Annotated in this window: 17 protein-coding genes; 6 read left to right on the forward strand and 11 right to left on the reverse strand. The window is 64.0% G+C overall.

Features of this window, described 5'->3' with window-relative positions; genetic code table 11:
• The first annotated feature begins 3 nt into the window (after positions 1-3).
• The 3 genes from GM909_RS01795 to leuB all read left to right on the forward strand — a co-directional run bounded on the left by GM909_RS01795 (position 4) and on the right by leuB (position 1,830).
• Entirely contained in the window at positions 4-258 is a 255-nt protein-coding gene (locus GM909_RS01795) for a DUF2798 domain-containing protein (RefSeq protein WP_157014465.1), read from the forward strand.
• Positions 246-638, forward strand: coding sequence for a RidA family protein (locus tag GM909_RS01800; RefSeq protein WP_157014466.1), 393 nt, complete (start codon positions 246-248; stop codon positions 636-638). Before GM909_RS01795 ends, GM909_RS01800 begins: the two co-directional genes overlap by 13 nt.
• A 79-nt stretch (positions 639-717) precedes the next feature.
• A complete protein-coding gene (gene leuB, locus GM909_RS01805; protein WP_157014467.1) occupies positions 718-1,830 on the forward strand; it encodes a 3-isopropylmalate dehydrogenase in 1,113 nt (370 codons plus the stop codon).
• A 5-nt stretch (positions 1,831-1,835) separates the two neighbouring features.
• On the opposite strand, the gene GM909_RS01810 is transcribed toward leuB, so the two are convergent.
• Both GM909_RS01810 and GM909_RS01815 read right to left on the reverse strand, forming a co-directional pair.
• Complete coding sequence (locus GM909_RS01810) at positions 1,836-2,312, reverse strand: DUF2214 domain-containing protein (RefSeq protein WP_157014468.1); 477 nt, start codon at positions 2,310-2,312, stop codon at positions 1,836-1,838.
• Positions 2,313-2,326: 14 nt separating this feature from the next.
• Complete coding sequence (locus GM909_RS01815) at positions 2,327-2,716, reverse strand: DUF6152 family protein (RefSeq protein WP_157014469.1); 390 nt, start codon at positions 2,714-2,716, stop codon at positions 2,327-2,329.
• A gap of 381 nt (positions 2,717-3,097) precedes the next feature.
• On the opposite strand from GM909_RS01815, the gene GM909_RS01820 reads away from it, so the two are divergent.
• Positions 3,098-4,132, forward strand: a complete 1,035-nt coding sequence (locus GM909_RS01820; RefSeq protein ID WP_157014470.1) for an aspartate-semialdehyde dehydrogenase — start codon at positions 3,098-3,100, stop codon at positions 4,130-4,132.
• Positions 4,133-4,382: 250 nt separating this feature from the next.
• Complete coding sequence (locus tag GM909_RS01825) at positions 4,383-5,837, forward strand: amidohydrolase (protein ID WP_157014471.1); 1,455 nt, start codon at positions 4,383-4,385, stop codon at positions 5,835-5,837.
• 112 nt (positions 5,838-5,949) lie between these two features.
• On the opposite strand, the gene rpsP is transcribed toward GM909_RS01825, so the two are convergent.
• From rpsP to GM909_RS01845, 4 genes are all read right to left on the reverse strand, one after another.
• Positions 5,950-6,378, reverse strand: a complete 429-nt coding sequence (rpsP, locus tag GM909_RS01830; protein WP_157014472.1) for a 30S ribosomal protein S16 — start codon at positions 6,376-6,378, stop codon at positions 5,950-5,952.
• 44 nt (positions 6,379-6,422) lie between these two features.
• Entirely contained in the window at positions 6,423-6,794 is a 372-nt protein-coding gene (locus tag GM909_RS01835; protein ID WP_157014473.1) for a chorismate mutase, read from the reverse strand.
• Positions 6,791-8,371: a signal recognition particle protein gene (gene ffh, locus GM909_RS01840; RefSeq protein ID WP_157014474.1), complete on the reverse strand. Its 1,581-nt coding sequence runs from the start codon at positions 8,369-8,371 to the stop codon at positions 6,791-6,793. Before ffh ends, GM909_RS01835 begins: the two co-directional genes overlap by 4 nt.
• A 333-nt stretch (positions 8,372-8,704) precedes the next feature.
• On the reverse strand, positions 8,705-9,346 hold the full coding sequence (locus GM909_RS01845; protein ID WP_157014475.1) for a DUF1236 domain-containing protein: 642 nt from the start codon (positions 9,344-9,346) through the stop codon (positions 8,705-8,707).
• Positions 9,347-9,613: 267 nt separating this feature from the next.
• Here GM909_RS01845 and GM909_RS01850 point away from each other — a divergent pair, with 267 nt between their 5' ends.
• On the forward strand, positions 9,614-10,426 hold the full coding sequence (locus tag GM909_RS01850; protein ID WP_157014476.1) for a lytic murein transglycosylase: 813 nt from the start codon (positions 9,614-9,616) through the stop codon (positions 10,424-10,426).
• A 43-nt stretch (positions 10,427-10,469) separates the two neighbouring features.
• Here GM909_RS01850 and GM909_RS01855 read toward each other — a convergent pair whose 3' ends face one another.
• The 5 genes from GM909_RS01855 to GM909_RS01875 all read right to left on the reverse strand — a co-directional run bounded on the left by GM909_RS01855 (position 10,470) and on the right by GM909_RS01875 (position 15,321).
• The gene (locus GM909_RS01855; RefSeq protein ID WP_157014477.1) at positions 10,470-11,684 is read right to left on the reverse strand and encodes an argininosuccinate synthase; all 1,215 of its coding nucleotides are present in this window, start codon (positions 11,682-11,684) and stop codon (positions 10,470-10,472) included.
• A 102-nt stretch (positions 11,685-11,786) separates the two neighbouring features.
• A complete protein-coding gene (locus GM909_RS01860; protein ID WP_157014478.1) occupies positions 11,787-11,987 on the reverse strand; it encodes a hypothetical protein in 201 nt (66 codons plus the stop codon).
• A 10-nt stretch (positions 11,988-11,997) separates the two neighbouring features.
• Entirely contained in the window at positions 11,998-13,416 is a 1,419-nt protein-coding gene (locus tag GM909_RS01865; RefSeq protein WP_157014479.1) for a TRAP transporter large permease, read from the reverse strand.
• Positions 13,413-14,012, reverse strand: a complete 600-nt coding sequence (locus tag GM909_RS01870; RefSeq protein WP_157014480.1) for a TRAP transporter small permease subunit — start codon at positions 14,010-14,012, stop codon at positions 13,413-13,415. Before GM909_RS01870 ends, GM909_RS01865 begins: the two co-directional genes overlap by 4 nt.
• 184 nt (positions 14,013-14,196) lie before the next feature.
• Positions 14,197-15,321 (reverse strand): TRAP transporter substrate-binding protein, encoded by a 1,125-nt coding sequence (locus GM909_RS01875; RefSeq protein ID WP_157014481.1) that lies wholly within the window; start codon positions 15,319-15,321, stop codon positions 14,197-14,199.
• Positions 15,322-15,386: the final 65 nt, after the last annotated feature.

The raw sequence follows: 15,386 nt of genomic DNA on the forward strand, positions 1-15,386 counted from the left end.
AGGATGGCGAGGCCTTTTCTGCCTCGGCGTTGGGAATCCCTCGCCTTCGGCCTGCTGCTGTCGGGCATGATGTCGTGCCTCGTCTCCGGCCTGTCTACGGCGATCGCTTCGGGCGTCGACATGGCCTTTCCCGCGCGCTGGCTTTCGGCCTGGCTTCCTTCCTGGACGGTTGCCTTTCCGGCGGTGCTCGTCGTGGCGCCGGTGGTGCGGCGCATCGTCAGTCACATCACCTTGCCGGAGGATTCATGCGCCGACTGATCTCGACAGGCTCGCCGTTCGAAAAGACCGCCGGATACAGCCGTGCGGTCGTGCAGGGCGAGTGGTGCTTCGTTTCCGGCACGACGGGTTACGATTACGCCACCATGACGATGCCGGAGAGTGTGGAAGACCAGACACGCAATTGCCTGGCAACCATCGGTAATGCGCTGCGCGAGGGTGGTTTCGACCTGGAAGATGTGGTGCGCGCGCATTACTACGTGACCGATGGTTCCTATGTCGACCGCGTCTTTCCGATCCTCGGCGAAGCCTTCGGCGAAATCCGGCCCGCCGCGACCATGATCGTGTGCCGCCTGAACAAGCCGGAAATGAAGATCGAGATCGAGGTGACGGCCCTGCGACGCCCGGAAGCGGCGCAATAGCGCCTTTTCGTGCTTGCACCTTGCCGGGCTGGCCGCTAGCAAGATCGCGGTTAATCGCATTCGAGGAGGGTTACTTTCCATGACGACACGCAAATTGCTGCTTCTGCCCGGCGACGGCATCGGCCCCGAGGCGATGGCCGAGGTGCGCAAGATCATCGCCGCGATGAACGAGCAGCTCGGCGCCGGCTTCGAGGTTGAGGAAGGGCTTGTCGGCGGGTCGGCCTACGACGCGCATGGAAAGGCGATCTCGGATGCAGACATGGCGAAGGCGCAGGCCGCGGACGCGGTTCTGTTCGGCGCCGTCGGCGGACCGAAATGGGATTCGGTGCCGTATGACGTACGGCCGGAGGCCGGTCTTCTGCTGCTGCGCAAGGAGATGGAGCTGTTCGCCAATCTGCGGCCGGCAATCTGCTATCCGGCGCTCGCCGAAACCTCGTCGCTGAAGCGCGATGTCATCGAAGGTCTCGACATCCTCATCCTGCGCGAACTGACCGGCGGCGTCTATTTCGGCGAGCCGAAGGAGATCATCGATCTCGGCAACGGCCAGAAACGCGCCATCGACACGCAGGTCTACGACACGTTCGAAATCGAGCGCATTGCCGGCGTCGCCTTCGAGCTGGCGCGCACAAGGCGCAACCACGTGACCTCGATGGAAAAGCGCAACGTCATGAAGTCCGGCGTGTTGTGGAACGAAGTGGTCACCGCCACGCACAAGGCCAAATACTCCGACGTCACGCTCGACCACATGCTGGCCGATGCCGGCGGCATGCAGCTCGTGCGCCAGCCGAAACAGTTCGACGTCATCGTCACCGACAATCTGTTCGGCGATATGCTGTCGGACGTTGCCGCAATGCTGACCGGCTCGCTCGGCATGCTGCCGTCGGCGTCATTGGGCGCGCCCGACCCGAAGACCGGCAGCCGCAAGGCGCTCTACGAGCCGGTGCACGGGTCGGCCCCCGATATCGCCGGCAAGGGCATCGCCAATCCGATCGCCATGATCGCCTCCTTTGCCATGTGCCTGCGCTACTCCTTCAACATGGTGGCCGAAGCCGACCGGCTGGAGAAGGCGATCGCGGCCGTTCTGGACGATGGGCTGCGGACCGGCGACCTGATGTCGGAGGGCAAGACGGAGGTCGGCACGGTGGCCATGGGCGATGCGATCGTGGAGAAATTCCGGGCGCTTTCGGCCTGATCGTTTCACACAAAGGCGATCCAGCGCCCGGCAACAAGTGCCGCGACCCAGACCGTCAAGGACAGAAGCGCCCCGGCGCGCAGAGCGGGGCTTATGCTCTCCTTGGTCCATGCGTCCCGCCATGCGCTGCTGAAGCGGATGACGAGCGCATTGGCGGTCCCCAGCGCAATCAGGGAGAGCTTGACCAGGAAGGCCGGATTGCGGGCGTATTCGAGCGGCTGCACCGAAAACAGCAGGAAGCCCGTCAGGACGGCCAGCGCCAGACCGGTGGCGGAAATCGCCGTCATGGAGCGCAGGAAAGGGCCGGCCGCAATCCTGGGAAAGAAGCCGAGCACCTTGAGATCGGCCGGCAGGATGGCGCCGATCAACAGTGTCAGGGCGAAGATGTGGCCGGCATTGAGCAGCGGATAGGCGTAGACGGAGCGGCGGAAGAACGCCGCCACCGGCCATTCATGCAGGGCCTGAAGCCACTCGACCAGCATGTCCGCTTCGTCCTTCAGATGTTCGGAACGCGGTTCGGATAGACGTCGTAGGCCGTCCCGTTCACGGTGATGCGCGCCGCCTTCATGGTCTTGTCAGCCGGATCGCGTGAACGGAAGCCGAGACAAACCACCTCGTCGCCTGTCGCGGCAGAGTCCTCGTTGAACCCGGCGCGCAGCGTGCGCGCGAGCGGGGCGAGATCGACATGCCACAGCCCGTCTTCGGCGCGGACCTTCACGGTGACATGCGGATTGCCGACATAAACCTGTTCGACGGTGCCGGTCAGCCTGAACGGCGCATTGTCGGTCCAGGCCCAGCCATGATGGGCGGCGGCGGGCACCACCGGCGCCAGCGCGACAGCCACTGCCAGCAGGCCGAATTGCCTTCTGTTGAACGGATGGTGCATGGCGACCTCCTCCATACAGTTGCCGGGCGAGGGTAAGTCGGCAGTCCGGCACGTCAAATGAACTCCCGGTGAACGGGCGAGCCGTCACGCGCATTGACTCCCGGCCGAAAGCCGCTACAAACAGGCCGTTTTTCGGAGCTTTTCATGCGCGGCCTCGTCATGGCAATTCACCCGTTCGGCTTCGCTGGCCACGCTGGCGGAGATGAAGCTGCGCGCGCGCACGGCTCCTGCACGAAAACCACGGCCAAAACGACCACCAAAACGGTCTGATTTCCCTTGGCCTGCTCGCCCTCTCCCCGGGTTCGGCCCGGGGACCGGACCCGCGATGGCCGGCGGGTTTCCTGAAGCGAAGCGTGGAGAGAGGGACAGGAGTTGACCACAATGGGTTACAAGGTTGCAGTCGCCGGCGCCACGGGCAATGTGGGCCGGGAGATGCTCGGCATTCTCGAGGAGCGCGGTTTTCCGGCCGACGAGGTCGTGGCGCTGGCGTCGCGCCGTTCGCTCGGCACGGAGGTTTCCTATGGCGACCGGACGCTCAAGGTGCAGGCGCTGGAGAATTACGATTTCTCCGACACCGACATCTGCCTGATGTCAGCCGGCGGCAACGTGTCGAAGGAGTATTCGCCCAGGATCGGCAAGCAGGGCTGCGTCGTCATCGACAACTCCTCGGCCTGGCGCTACGACGCCGACGTGCCGCTGATCGTGCCGGAGGTCAATCCGAACGCAATCGACGGCTTTACGAAGAAGAACATCATCGCCAATCCGAATTGCTCGACCGCCCAGCTTGTCGTGGCGCTGAAGCCGCTGCATGAGCGTGCCAGGATCCAGCGCGTCGTGGTTTCGACCTATCAGTCTGTGTCCGGTGCCGGCAAGGAGGGCATGGAAGAGCTGTTCGAGCAGACCCGCGCCGTCTTCGTCGCCGACCCGGTCGAGGCCAAGAAGTTCACCAAGCGCATCGCTTTCAACGTCATCCCGCATATCGACGATTTCATGGAAGACGGCTCGACCAAGGAAGAGTGGAAGATGGTCGCCGAGACCAAGAAGATGCTCGACCCGAAGATCAGGCTGACGGCCACCTGCGTGCGCGTGCCGGTCTTCATCGGCCATTCCGAGGCGGTCAACATCGCGTTCGAGGATCCGATCAGCGCCGAGGAGGCGCGCGAGATCCTGCGCGAGGCGCCGGGTTGCCTGGTCGTCGACAAGCACGAGGACGGGGGCTATGTGACGCCGCTGGAATCGGCCGGCGAGGACGCGACCTATATTTCGCGCATCCGCGAGGATTCGACGATCGACAACGGCCTCAACATGTGGGTCGTTTCCGACAATCTGAGGAAGGGCGCGGCCCTCAACACCGTGCAGATCGCCGAGCTTCTGATTGCGCGCGGTCTTATCCAGCCGAAGAAGCAGGCGGCGTAACTTGTCGCTCACGGGCCGCACCGCCGCCTGACGCCGGCTGGCCCTCCGCGGGGGCGCCGGACGGCCGGCGGCCCGCGGTCGCGGGGTTGGCTGTCGGTTCCCGCTGCCCTGCGGCAATCGCCACGGACGACTGATCCGCCCGGCATTTCCAGGCGATGGACAATCATGCCCGCACGGTGGTCCATTGCCGCCTATTGTGCAATCGGCAAGTCTTGGCGCGCAAAGCTCACGCCAACAAACGAGGTGCGCCATGCGCAAGACGCTCATTCTGGCGGCAACCGCCGCCCTGTTTCCATTGTATTCCCTGGCCGGTCCGCTGTCGCCCGAACAGCGTGTCGACCTCACGGCGGCGGTCGAGTCCTACGCGCCGCGGATGAACGAGGTCTCGGACGAACTATGGCGCAATCCCGAGCTCGGCTATCTGGAAACGAAAACGAGCGCGTTGCTGCAGGGCGAATTGAAGGCGCACGGATTCGAGATCGACACGGGCGTGGCCGGCATTCCGACTGCCTTCATCGCCAGGCGGGGCTCCGGCGAGGGACCGGTCATTGCAATCCTCGCCGAAATGGATGCGCTGCCGGGATTTTCGCAGGATGCATCGCCTGAAAGGCGGGCCATGGACGGGTTGGAGGCCGGGCATGCCTGCGGTCATCACCTCTTTGGCGCCGGATCCGTGGCCGCGGCGATCGCGGTCGCCGACTGGCTCGAGGCAAATGGCGTGGACGGACAGATCAGGCTCTACGGTACACCGGCCGAGGAAGGCGGCTCCGGCAAGGTCTATATGGTGCGCGCGGGTCTGTTCGATGATGTCGACGTGACGCTTCACTGGCATCCGGCAAGCGGCAATTCAGCCTCACAGGGCAAGTCGCTGGCCAATGTCAGTGCCAAGTTCCGCTTCGAGGGCCGCTCCGCCCATGCCGCCATGGCGCCGGACAAGGGGCGCTCGGCGCTCGACGGCATCGAGGCGATGAACCACATGGTCAATCTCATGCGCGAGCACGTTCCGCAGGAAACGCGCATCCACTATGTCATCACCGATGGCGGCGATGCACCCAATGTCGTGCCGGACTTCGCCGAGACCTATCTCTATGTGCGCCATCCCGACCCGGCTGTTGTGGCCGACGTGTTCGCTCGCATTGAAAAGGCGGCCGAGGGTGCGGCGCTCGGCACCGGCACGAGCTACAGCGTCGAACGCACCGGCGGTGTTTATTCAATGTTGCCGAACGATACGCTTGGCCGGGTGATGGACGCCAATCTGCGCCAGGCCGCGCCGATCGAATGGACGGATGAGGAAACCGCCTTTGGCGAGAAGCTGCAGACGTCGCTTGGCGACAAGGCCCCGACCCTCTCCAGCGTTTCGCAGGTCGAACCCTACGAATTCGGGACTCAGGGCTATTATTCGACCGATGTCGGCGATGTGAGCTGGGTCACACCTACCGTCGGGCTGGGCACGGCGACCTGGGTGCCGGGCACTTGGGCGCATAGCTGGCAGGCGGTTGCCGCCGGCGGCATGTCGATCGGCCACAAGGGCACGAAACTCGCTGCGCTCACCTTGGCAACCACCGCGGCGGAACTGTTCCAGTCGCCCGATTCGATCGTGGCGGCAAAGGCGGAATTCGAGACGGAGCGCGGTGCGGACTTTGCCTATGAGGCACTTATCGGCGATCGCGAGCCGCCGCTCGATTACCGGCTGCCGACGCAATAAAAAAGGCTCCCGTCGGGCAAATCGTCTGAGCTATCGACCCGGAATTTCCGGCGGCCAACGAAAAACGGCGGGCCACAAGGCCCGCCGTCGCTGCGTTGAAGGGTGCCGCAAATCAGGAGGCGGCTTCTTCCGAAGGAGCCTCTTCCGCAGGGGCCTCCGCGGCGGCGGCGAGTTCCGCCTTTTCCGCCTCGATCTTGGCCGCCAGTTCCTCTTCGACTTGCTTGATCGCGGCAAGGCGTTCCTGCGCCTTCTGGCCCGGCTCGGCCTTTTTCGGGTTGTTGCGGGCCGGGCGCTTGGCCATGCCGGCCTGGTCGAGGAAGCGCAGCACCCGGTCGGTCGGCAGCGCGCCGTTGTCGAGCCAATGCTTGATGCGCTCCTCGTTGAGCTTCACGCGTTCGGCGTCCTTGGGCAGCGTCGGGTTCCACGAGCCGATCTGCTCGATGAACCGGCCGTCGCGCGGGGAGCGCACGTCGGCGACGACGATGTGATAATAGGGGCGCTTCTTGGAGCCCGCACGGGCCAGTCGGATTTTCAGTGCCATTTCATATTCTCCTGGGGTCTTGACTGGGTATTGTGGCCGATGGTTCAGCCGGTTTCGCTGACGCTGCGGGGCGCGTCTTCCGACGGGTCTTCGCTTTCCGCAGCGATCATTTCGTGGTGACGGATGACCTCGCGGATGATGAAGTTCAGGAACTTCTCCGCGAAATCCGGGTCGAGATGCGCTTCGTGGGCCAGCCGGCGCAGGCGCTCGATCTGCGCGGCCTCGCGGGCGGAATCGGCCGGCGGCAGATTGTGCTCGGCCTTGAGCCGTCCCACTGCCTGGGTGCAGCGGAAGCGTTCGGCCAGCATATGGACGAGTGCGGCGTCGATATTGTCGATCGAGGCGCGGTACTGGGCCAGCTTGGCACGGACCTCGTCGCGTTGGCTGATGTCCGTCAAATCCGTTTCCGCCTTCATTTCTTCTTCGGCATGCCCGGCAGGCCGCCGCCGAGGCCGGGCAGTTTGGCGCCGCCCGGCATGCCGCCTCCACCGGGCAGACCCGGCAGACCGCCGGGCAAGCCGCCGCTGCCGAGCCCGGCGGCCTCGGCCTGCTTCTTGAGCTCTTCGATCTGCTTCGGGTCCATCTTGGATAGATCGGGCATTCCGCCCATGCCGCCCGGCATGCCGCCGCCGAGCCCCATCTTCTGGGCCATGCCGCCCATCAGGCCGCGCATCATGCCCGCGCCCTTGCCCTTCTTGCCGCCCATCGCCTTCATCATATCGGCCATCTGGCGGTGCATCTTCAGCAGCTTGTTGATCTGGGCGGCGTTGGTCCCGGAGCCTGCGGCAATGCGCTTCTTCCGGCTGTGCTTGAGGATATCCGGATTGGTCCGCTCAGCCCGGGTCATCGAGGAGATGATGGCGAGCTGCTGCTTGAACATGCGGTCGTCGAGCCCGGCCGCCGCCATCTGGTCCTTCATCTTGCCCATGCCGGGCATCATCCCCATGATGCCGCCCATGCCGCCCATCTTCTGCATCTGGTGCAGCTGATCGGCGAGGTCCTCGAGATCGAACTTGCCGGCCTGCATCCTCTTCGCCATCGCCGCCGCCTTGTCGGCGTCGATGGTTTCGGAGGCCTTTTCGACAAGCGAGACGATGTCGCCCATGCCGAGAATGCGGTCGGCGATGCGCTTGGGATGGAACTCCTCCAGCGCATCCATCTTCTCGCCGGTGCCGATGATCTTGACCGGCTTGCCGGTGACGGCACGCATGGAAAGCGCCGCGCCGCCGCGCCCGTCGCCGTCCATGCGGGTGAGAACCAGCCCGGTGATGCCGACGCGCTCGTCGAAGCTGCGGGCGAGATTGACTGCATCCTGACCGGTCAGCGAATCGGCGACGAGAAGGATCTCGTGCGGGTTGGAGGCCGACTTGATGTCGGCCATTTCCATCATCAGCGGCTCGTCGATATGGGTGCGGCCGGCCGTGTCGAGGATAACGACATCGTGGCCGCCGAGCTTGCCGGCCTGCACGGCGCGCCTGGCGATGTCGACCGGCGACTGGCCGGCGATGATCGGCAAGGTGGCTGTGTCGACCTGCTCGCCGAGCTGTTTGAGCTGTTCCTGGGCGGCCGGCCGGCGCGTGTCGAGCGAGGCCATGAGGACCTTCTTGCCCTGGCGCTCGGCAAGGCGCTTGGCGATCTTGGCCGTCGTGGTGGTCTTGCCCGAGCCCTGCAGGCCGACCATCATCAAAACGACCGGCGCGGGCGCGTTGAGGTCGATCGCCTGGCCTTCCGAGCCGAGCATTTCGACCAGCTCGTCATGAACGATCTTGACGACCATCTGGCCGGGCTTGATCGATTTGAGAACTTCCGCGCCCACGGCCTTGGCCCGCACGCGGTCGGTGAAGGAGCGCACCACGTCGAGCGCAACATCCGCCTCGATCAGCGCACGGCGCACCTCGCGCAGCGCCGCAGAGACATCCGCCTCCGAAAGCGCGCCGCGGCCGGTGAGGCCGTTCAGAATGGAGCCAAGCCGCTCTTGCAGCGATTCAAACATCGATCATCCTCGCATCTCGGATCGTTTCGAAACCGAGAAGTAGTGCTTCCGCGGCGGTGATGGAACCCGCAGCAGGCCGGCAAAGCCAAAAAGCACCCGGGGGCGCATCGCGCTGCCGGGTGTTGACCTCCGGGATCGCTTTATACCTGTCAGGGTCCCGGTCGGCTGCTCGGAGTGGTCACTCGTCGCTGAATGTCGGCGCTGTAGACAGGATATGGCCGCCGGAGTCAAGCCGAATGTGCCGAACGGCATTGCTTTGGTCGTCGAGCAATTCTGCCGGCGATCCGGACCGCCGGCGTTTCCCGGCGGACCGTTGTCTCGGACGGCGACCGACTATCTGTAGATATAGACGATCCGCCGCGTCTGCGGTTCGATCAGCATGGGCTGGTCGTTGACGTAGACGTAGTCATACTCGTAATCGGGGATCTCGTGTACTTCGACAGTGGGCGGAAGTCCCGTTCCGACCGCGATCTGACGCTCGAGATAGACCGGTTCTGCGGGGCGGTCGTAGATATAGCGACGAACCTCCGCCGGGGGTCGGACCGTCTGCTCGACATAGCCGCCGACCGTCGTGTCGGCCGGCCCGATCAGGGTGTCGGACGCGGTCGATCCGCCGACCACGGCGCCGCCGGCACCTTCGTAAACCACGACCGGCACGGCCAAGTCGGCGCGATGGTCGGCGACGATCACCTGCCGTCCGGCGTAATCGGTTGCCAGATAGTCGGAATAGACCCAACCCTCGCGGCCGCCATAACTGATGGAGCACCAGCCGCTCGTTTCCAGGCAACCGTTGAGATAGGCGGGTTGATCGAGCGGCAGAACCGTGACGATGCCGTATTGCGGTCCCGGGCCGATGCGCATGTTGAGGTCCGTGGTGGCAATGACGCTGCTTTGCGCCGCCACCGCACCTGTCAGGCCGAGAATGCCGACGGCGACGGCAGCCCCGGTGGCACTGATCTTGATTGTTCTTGTCATTGTTGTGCTCCGTTGCTCGACCCCCCGGGTACAGGCAACGAGCAACCGGTCATATCGTTCCCATCGGACCAGGGCATTGGACGGATGGAGGGTGTGAACCGTGCGGGAGAGCATGCAACCGCCGCATGGCGATATCGATCTGCCATGTTTTTGCCGCCCGGCCAGCCCCCTCGGCTGCTCGCGGAGAAAGAATCCGGCGCAGCGGTGACAAATACTGGTGGAAATGGCAAGTTCGCGACATCTCGATTCGATCTTCAGGAGAGCGTCATGGCAGTGTTTGCCGGATGGGGAGTATTCGCTTCGGCATTTCTTGTGGCCGGACTTTTTGCCAACGCTGCCGAGGCGGCCAGATGCGGCAACAATGCCGGCGGCTTCGAGGCGTGGAAGCAGGAGATGGCGGGCGAGGCGAGAGGCGCGGGCATAGGCCAGCGCGGGCTGGCCGCTCTGCAGGGCACGCATTATTCGCGTTCGACCATCAGCGCCGATCGCGGCCAGAAGAGCTTCAAATATTCGCTCGAGAAGTTCATGCAGGTGCGCGGCTCAAATGTCATCGTCTCCAAGGGCCGGTCGCTCAAGAAGAAGAATGGACAACTGTTCGCCAATATCGAGCGGCGCTACGGCGTCCCGCCGGGGCCTCTGCTCGCCATCTGGGGCATGGAAACCGGCTTCGGCCGTTTCATGGGCGACACAAATCTCGTCTCGGCGACGGCGACTTTGGCCTATGACTGCCGGCGCTCGGAATTCTTTACCGGACATCTGATGGCGGCGCTGACGCTGGTCGACCGCGGCGTCATCTCCTCGCAGACGACGGGGGCCAAGCATGGCGAGCTCGGCCAGACGCAGTTCCTGCCGGGGAGCGTGCTGCGCTACGGTGCCGACGGCGACGGCGACGGACGTCTCAATCTGCGCTCGACGGCTGACGCCCTGGCCTCCACGGCCAATTTTCTTGTCGCCCATGGCTGGCGGCGCGGTGCCGGCTATCAGCCCGGACAACCCAATTACCGCGCCATTCAGGGATGGAATGCGGCGACCGTCTACCAGCAGGCGATCGCCATCATGGCCGCACAGATCGACGGGTGAGCCGGACCACTTCGCCCCGCAAACGGGGCGAAGCGCATTGTAGTCAGCCGTTGCGTTCGCGGGCTGCGAGCGTCCGCAGCCTCAACGCGTTGAGGCGGATGAAACCGGCTGCGTCCTTCTGGTCATAGGCACCGCGGTCGTCCTCGAAGGTGACGAGGGCGTCGGAATAGAGCGACTTGTCGGACCGGCGGCCCGTGACGATGACATTGCCCTTGTAGAGCTTCAGCCGGACCTCGCCCTCGACATCCTTCTGGCTGTGATCGATCGCCGCCTGCAGCATTTCGCGCTCGGGCGAGAACCAGAAGCCGTTATAGATGAGCTCGGCATAGCGCGGCATCAGCTCGTCCTTCAGATGCGCCGCGCCGCGGTCGAGCGTGATCGATTCCATGGCGCGGTGGGCGGCAAGCAGGATCGTGCCGCCGGGCGTCTCGTAGACGCCGCGCGACTTCATGCCGACGAAGCGGTTTTCCACCAGATCGAGCCTGCCGATGCCGTTGTCGCGGCCGAGATCGTTGAGGGCGGCCAGCAGCGTGGCCGGCGACATCGGCTTGCCGTTCAGGGCGACCGGATCGCCGTTCTTGAAGGTTAGCGTGATCTCGGTCGCCACGTCGGGCGCGTCCATCGGCGAGACGCTGCGCTGATGCACATATTCGGGCGGCTCGAGCCAGGGATCCTCAAGCACCTTCCCCTCCGAGGACGAGTGCAACAGGTTGGCATCGACGGAGAACGGCGCCTCGCCCTGCTTGTCCTTGGGTACCGGGATCTGGTGCGCCTGGGCGAAGTTGATCAGGTCGGTGCGCGACTTGAAGCTCCAGTCGCGCCACGGCGCGATCACCTTGATATCGGGGTTGAGCGCATAGGCCGACAGTTCGTACCGAACCTGGTCGTTACCCTTCCCTGTCGAGCCATGGGCGACGGCATCGGCGCCGGTCTCGGCTGCAATCTCCACAAGATGTTTAGCAATTAGCGGCCGGGCAATGGACGTGCCGAGCAGATAGGTTCCCTCGTAGAGCGCGTTGGCGCGGAACATTGGGAACACGTAGTCACGCACGAACTCCTCTCGGACATCGACTATGCGGATGTCCTTGATGCCGAGCATCTCGGCCTTCTTGCGCGCCGGCTCCAGTTCCTCGCCCTGGCCGAGATCGGCCGTGAACGTCACCACTTCGGCGCCGAGCTCGGTCTGCAGCCATTTCAGGATGATGGAGGTATCGAGCCCGCCTGAATAGGCAAGCACAACTTTCTTGACGTCCGGCATGATGTCCTCATGAAACGGGGGTGCTGAATGCTGCGGCTTATAGGACGGCGAGACGCGATGTTGCAAGCAATCCGGCGGCTGCGGCAGCGGGCCGCCGCGCGATTATCGTCGCCGGAAGAGCTGTTCCCAGAAATCGAAGGCGGCGAGCGCGATGCCGATCAGCACGACGATGATGAGGTCGGCATGCGGCACCTTGGCGACAATGACGCCGAGAAAGGCGATCAAGACAAGCAGGGCGAGGATCGCGATGATCCGGTCCGCCGTTCTCGAGATGCCGTTGCCGTTGCCGTTTTGCGTCGCCATTCGTCCCTCCTCAGCGTCCGTAGACCAGTTGCGGCAGCCAGTAGACGATCTCGGGGACATTGTAGAGGATGACCATCGAGAGGAACACCATCAACAGGTAGGGCAGCGAGCCCTTGAAGATCTGGACGAGCTGCACATGCGGTGGCGCAATTCCCTTCAGATAATAGGCCGACATGGCCATGGGCGGTGTCAGGAACGAGGTTTGCAGGTTGAGCGCGATCAGGATGCCGAAGAATAGCGGGTCGATGCCGAAATGCGGCAGCAGCGGCAGGAAGATCGGCACGAAGATGATGATGATCTCCGACCATTCGAGCGGCCAGCCGAGCAGGAAGATGATGAGCTGTGCCAGCAGCAGGAACTGCAGCGGCGTCATGTCGAGGCCGACGACGAAATCGGAGATGAGCTGCTCGCCGCCGAGATAGGAAAAGACCGAGGCGAAGGTCCAGGAGCCGACGAAGAGCCAGCACACCATGGCCGTCGTGCGCACCGTCAGATAGACCGATTCACGCAGGCGCTGCCAGGTAAGCGCGCGGTAGGCCATCGCCAGGATCAGGCCCCCGCCGGCCCCCACGGCGGCGGCTTCCGAGGGCGTGGCGAGACCGAAAAGGATCGCGCCGAGGACGGAGAGGATCAGGACGGCGAGCGGGAAAAAGGAGGTCAGGAGCAGGAACAGCAGCCGGCCGAGAGGCACTTCCTGGCCTCTCATGTCCGGCCGTGGCGCCACTGTGGGCTGCAGCGTGGCCCGGACGATGATGTAGACGAGGTAGAGCCCCGCCAGGAGCAGGCCCGGAAACAGGGCCCCGGCATAGAGCCTGACGATCGAGACACCCGACGTTGCGGCATAGACGATGAGCATGATCGACGGCGGGATCAAGATGCCGAGCGTTCCGCCGGCGCAGATGACGCCGGAAGCGAAGCTCGTATCGTAGCGCGCCTTCAGCATCGCCGGGAAGGCAAGCAGGCCCATCAGCGTGACCACCGCGCCGACGATGCCTGTGGCGGTGGCGAACAGCGCGCAGGTGATCAGTGCGGCGACGGCCATCGAGCCCGGTACCCGCCGCGCGGCGATGCTGAGCGTGGAGAACAGGCGGTCGACGATGTTGGCGCGTTCGACGATGTAGCCCATGAACAGGAAGAGCGGCACGGCCGTCAGCACGTCGTTGGCCATGACCGAATAGGTCTGGTTGACGAAGAGATCGAAGACGCGGTTGTTGAAGAAGCCGGCCACCCAGCTTTCGGCGAGCGTCCAGGCATCCGCCCCCTGTTCGACCGCCCGGTAATAGTCGCGCCACATGCGCGCGGGGTCGAAATAGGCGTAGTAGCCGAAGGTTATGCCCAGTGCCATCAGCGTGAAGGCGATGGGAAAGCCGAACATGATGACGGCGATGAAGATGCCGAGCATGGCGACGGCGATCTGCGGGTCGGTCATGAACGGTCTCCGTCGGCGTCTGTGCCCGCCGCATGTTGTGCGCCTTCCTGCAGAAGGATGGTCTCCATCTCCTCCACATCTTCCTCGTGGCGCGGCCATTCGCCGGTGCGGATGGTGACGACGCAGCGCAGGACCTGCGCGACGCCCTGGATGACGAGAAGGATCCCGGCGGCCACGATGACCGACTTGAACTGGTAGATCGGAATGCTGGCCGGGCTCATCGTGCTAACTTCGAGATAGCTCCATGAGCGGCCCGCATAGCGCCAGCCGGAAATCACCAGCGCCAGGACGCCCGGGAAGAAGAAGATGAGATAAAGGACCAGTTCCACCCTGGCCTGCGTCGCCGGTTTCCACAAACGGTAGATGAAGTCGCCGCGCACATGGCCGTTGCGCGACAAGGTGTAGGCGCCACCCATCATGAACAATGTGCCATACATGATGTAGCTGACGTCGAAGGCCCAGGCCGTCGGGGCGTTGAGGACGTAGCGCACGAAGACTTCGTAGCCGACGCCCAGCGTCATCACCATGATGCACCAGGCGAAAGCCTTGCCGAACCAGGCCGAGATGCGGTCGGCAAGACGGATATAGCGGATCATGAGGCTCCCCGCCCGGCTGGAGCAATTCCAGGAGAAGTGAAAACCCGTTCTCCGTCCGGAATTGCTCGAAAGCAAAGTGTTGGGTTGATGTATCGATCCGGCGAAGCGACGAACCGATCCAAAAGCGGTCCGGCAGCTCGAATGCTGGCCGCCGGACCGGATCTGCACAACTGCGTGGCGTCGATCAAAGCTTCAGCGTGTCCGGGAAATAGTGATCGTAGGCCAGCGCAAGGTCGGGCGAATTCATCAGCTCGTAGAAGACGACGCGTTCGACCCAGGCACGCTGGCTGTCCAGCACGCGCTTCATGTATTCGTCTTCCTCGAGCGTCGGGATCAGCTCGTCCCAGGCCTGGAGCTGGACGTCGAGCACCTCCTTCGGCGTGCGGTGGACGCTCACGCCATGCTCCTTCTGCAGCGCCTGCAGGTCGGCGGAGTAGTTGTCGAGCGCGATCGCCGTATTGGCCGTGCTTGCGGCTTCGACGCCATATTCCAGGATTGCCTTCAGGTCGTCGTCGAGCCCGTCGAAGAAGTCCTTGTTGAACAGGAACTCGAAGGATTCGCTCGCCTGGTGGTAGGACGACAGCATGTAGTTCTTGGCCACGTCCTGGGCGCCGAAGCGCATGTCGGAGGACGGGTTGTTGAACTCGAACGCATCGATGACGCCGCGTTCCATCGCCGGGACGATCTCGCCGCCGGGAAGCTGGGCCACGCTCATGCCCATGCGCTGCATGAGGTCGGCGGCCAGGCCCACGGTGCGGTATTTCAGGCCCTCGACGTCGGCACTGCCGGTCACGGGCTGCTTGAACCAGCCGAAGGGCTGGGCCGGCATGGGGAAGCCGTAGAAGCCATAGACATCGAGGCCGAGAATGTCCTGCGTCAGCTCGCGATAGAGATCCTTGCCGCCGCCGGCGTGGAACCAGGCAAGCATGGTCGTCGCGCTGCCGCCGAAGACCGGTCCGGTGCCGAACAAGGATGCGGCCTTGTGCTTGCCGTACCAGTAGACGGGCACCGTATGGGCGGCGTCGAGAATGCCGTCATGACAGGCATCGAGCACCTGGAAAGCGCCGACGACGGCGCCGGCGGGCAAGAGATCGAACTGGATCCGTCCGCCCGACATGCGTTCGACGCGCTCGGTGTACTGGCGCGCGAAATCCATCCAGATGTCGGAGGATGGCCAGGACGTCTGCATCTTGATGGTGATCGGAGATTGCGCAAGCACGGCCGGCGCAGCCAGGGTTCCGGCCGCCGCGGCGCCGACGGCCGTCGAAGTGCCCAGGAACTTGCGGCGGGAAATCGCTTTGCTGGTCATTTTGTAACTCCTCCCGTTTGTTTTATTGGTTTAGCTGTATAACATTAGGCATTCCGTTACGTCAC

Source organism: Mesorhizobium xinjiangense (assembly GCF_009749525.1).
Taxonomy (GTDB): Bacteria; Pseudomonadota; Alphaproteobacteria; order Rhizobiales; family Rhizobiaceae; genus Mangrovimarina; species Mangrovimarina xinjiangensis.

Coding starts and splice junctions, on each gene's coding strand:
- GM909_RS01795 (WP_157014465.1), top strand. CDS start 4: ATGGCGAGGCCTTTTCTGCCTCGGCGTTGGGAATCCCTCGCCTTCGGC.
- GM909_RS01800 (WP_157014466.1), top strand. CDS start 246: ATGCGCCGACTGATCTCGACAGGCTCGCCGTTCGAAAAGACCGCCGGA.
- leuB (WP_157014467.1), top strand. CDS start 718: ATGACGACACGCAAATTGCTGCTTCTGCCCGGCGACGGCATCGGCCCC.
- GM909_RS01810 (WP_157014468.1), bottom strand. CDS start 2,312: ATGCTGGTCGAGTGGCTTCAGGCCCTGCATGAATGGCCGGTGGCGGCG.
- GM909_RS01815 (WP_157014469.1), bottom strand. CDS start 2,716: ATGCACCATCCGTTCAACAGAAGGCAATTCGGCCTGCTGGCAGTGGCT.
- GM909_RS01820 (WP_157014470.1), top strand. CDS start 3,098: ATGGGTTACAAGGTTGCAGTCGCCGGCGCCACGGGCAATGTGGGCCGG.
- GM909_RS01825 (WP_157014471.1), top strand. CDS start 4,383: ATGCGCAAGACGCTCATTCTGGCGGCAACCGCCGCCCTGTTTCCATTG.
- rpsP (WP_157014472.1), bottom strand. CDS start 6,378: ATGGCACTGAAAATCCGACTGGCCCGTGCGGGCTCCAAGAAGCGCCCC.
- GM909_RS01835 (WP_157014473.1), bottom strand. CDS start 6,794: ATGAAGGCGGAAACGGATTTGACGGACATCAGCCAACGCGACGAGGTC.
- ffh (WP_157014474.1), bottom strand. CDS start 8,371: ATGTTTGAATCGCTGCAAGAGCGGCTTGGCTCCATTCTGAACGGCCTC.
- GM909_RS01845 (WP_157014475.1), bottom strand. CDS start 9,346: ATGACAAGAACAATCAAGATCAGTGCCACCGGGGCTGCCGTCGCCGTC.
- GM909_RS01850 (WP_157014476.1), top strand. CDS start 9,614: ATGGCAGTGTTTGCCGGATGGGGAGTATTCGCTTCGGCATTTCTTGTG.
- GM909_RS01855 (WP_157014477.1), bottom strand. CDS start 11,684: ATGCCGGACGTCAAGAAAGTTGTGCTTGCCTATTCAGGCGGGCTCGAT.
- GM909_RS01860 (WP_157014478.1), bottom strand. CDS start 11,987: ATGGCGACGCAAAACGGCAACGGCAACGGCATCTCGAGAACGGCGGAC.
- GM909_RS01865 (WP_157014479.1), bottom strand. CDS start 13,416: ATGACCGACCCGCAGATCGCCGTCGCCATGCTCGGCATCTTCATCGCC.
- GM909_RS01870 (WP_157014480.1), bottom strand. CDS start 14,012: ATGATCCGCTATATCCGTCTTGCCGACCGCATCTCGGCCTGGTTCGGC.
- GM909_RS01875 (WP_157014481.1), bottom strand. CDS start 15,321: ATGACCAGCAAAGCGATTTCCCGCCGCAAGTTCCTGGGCACTTCGACG.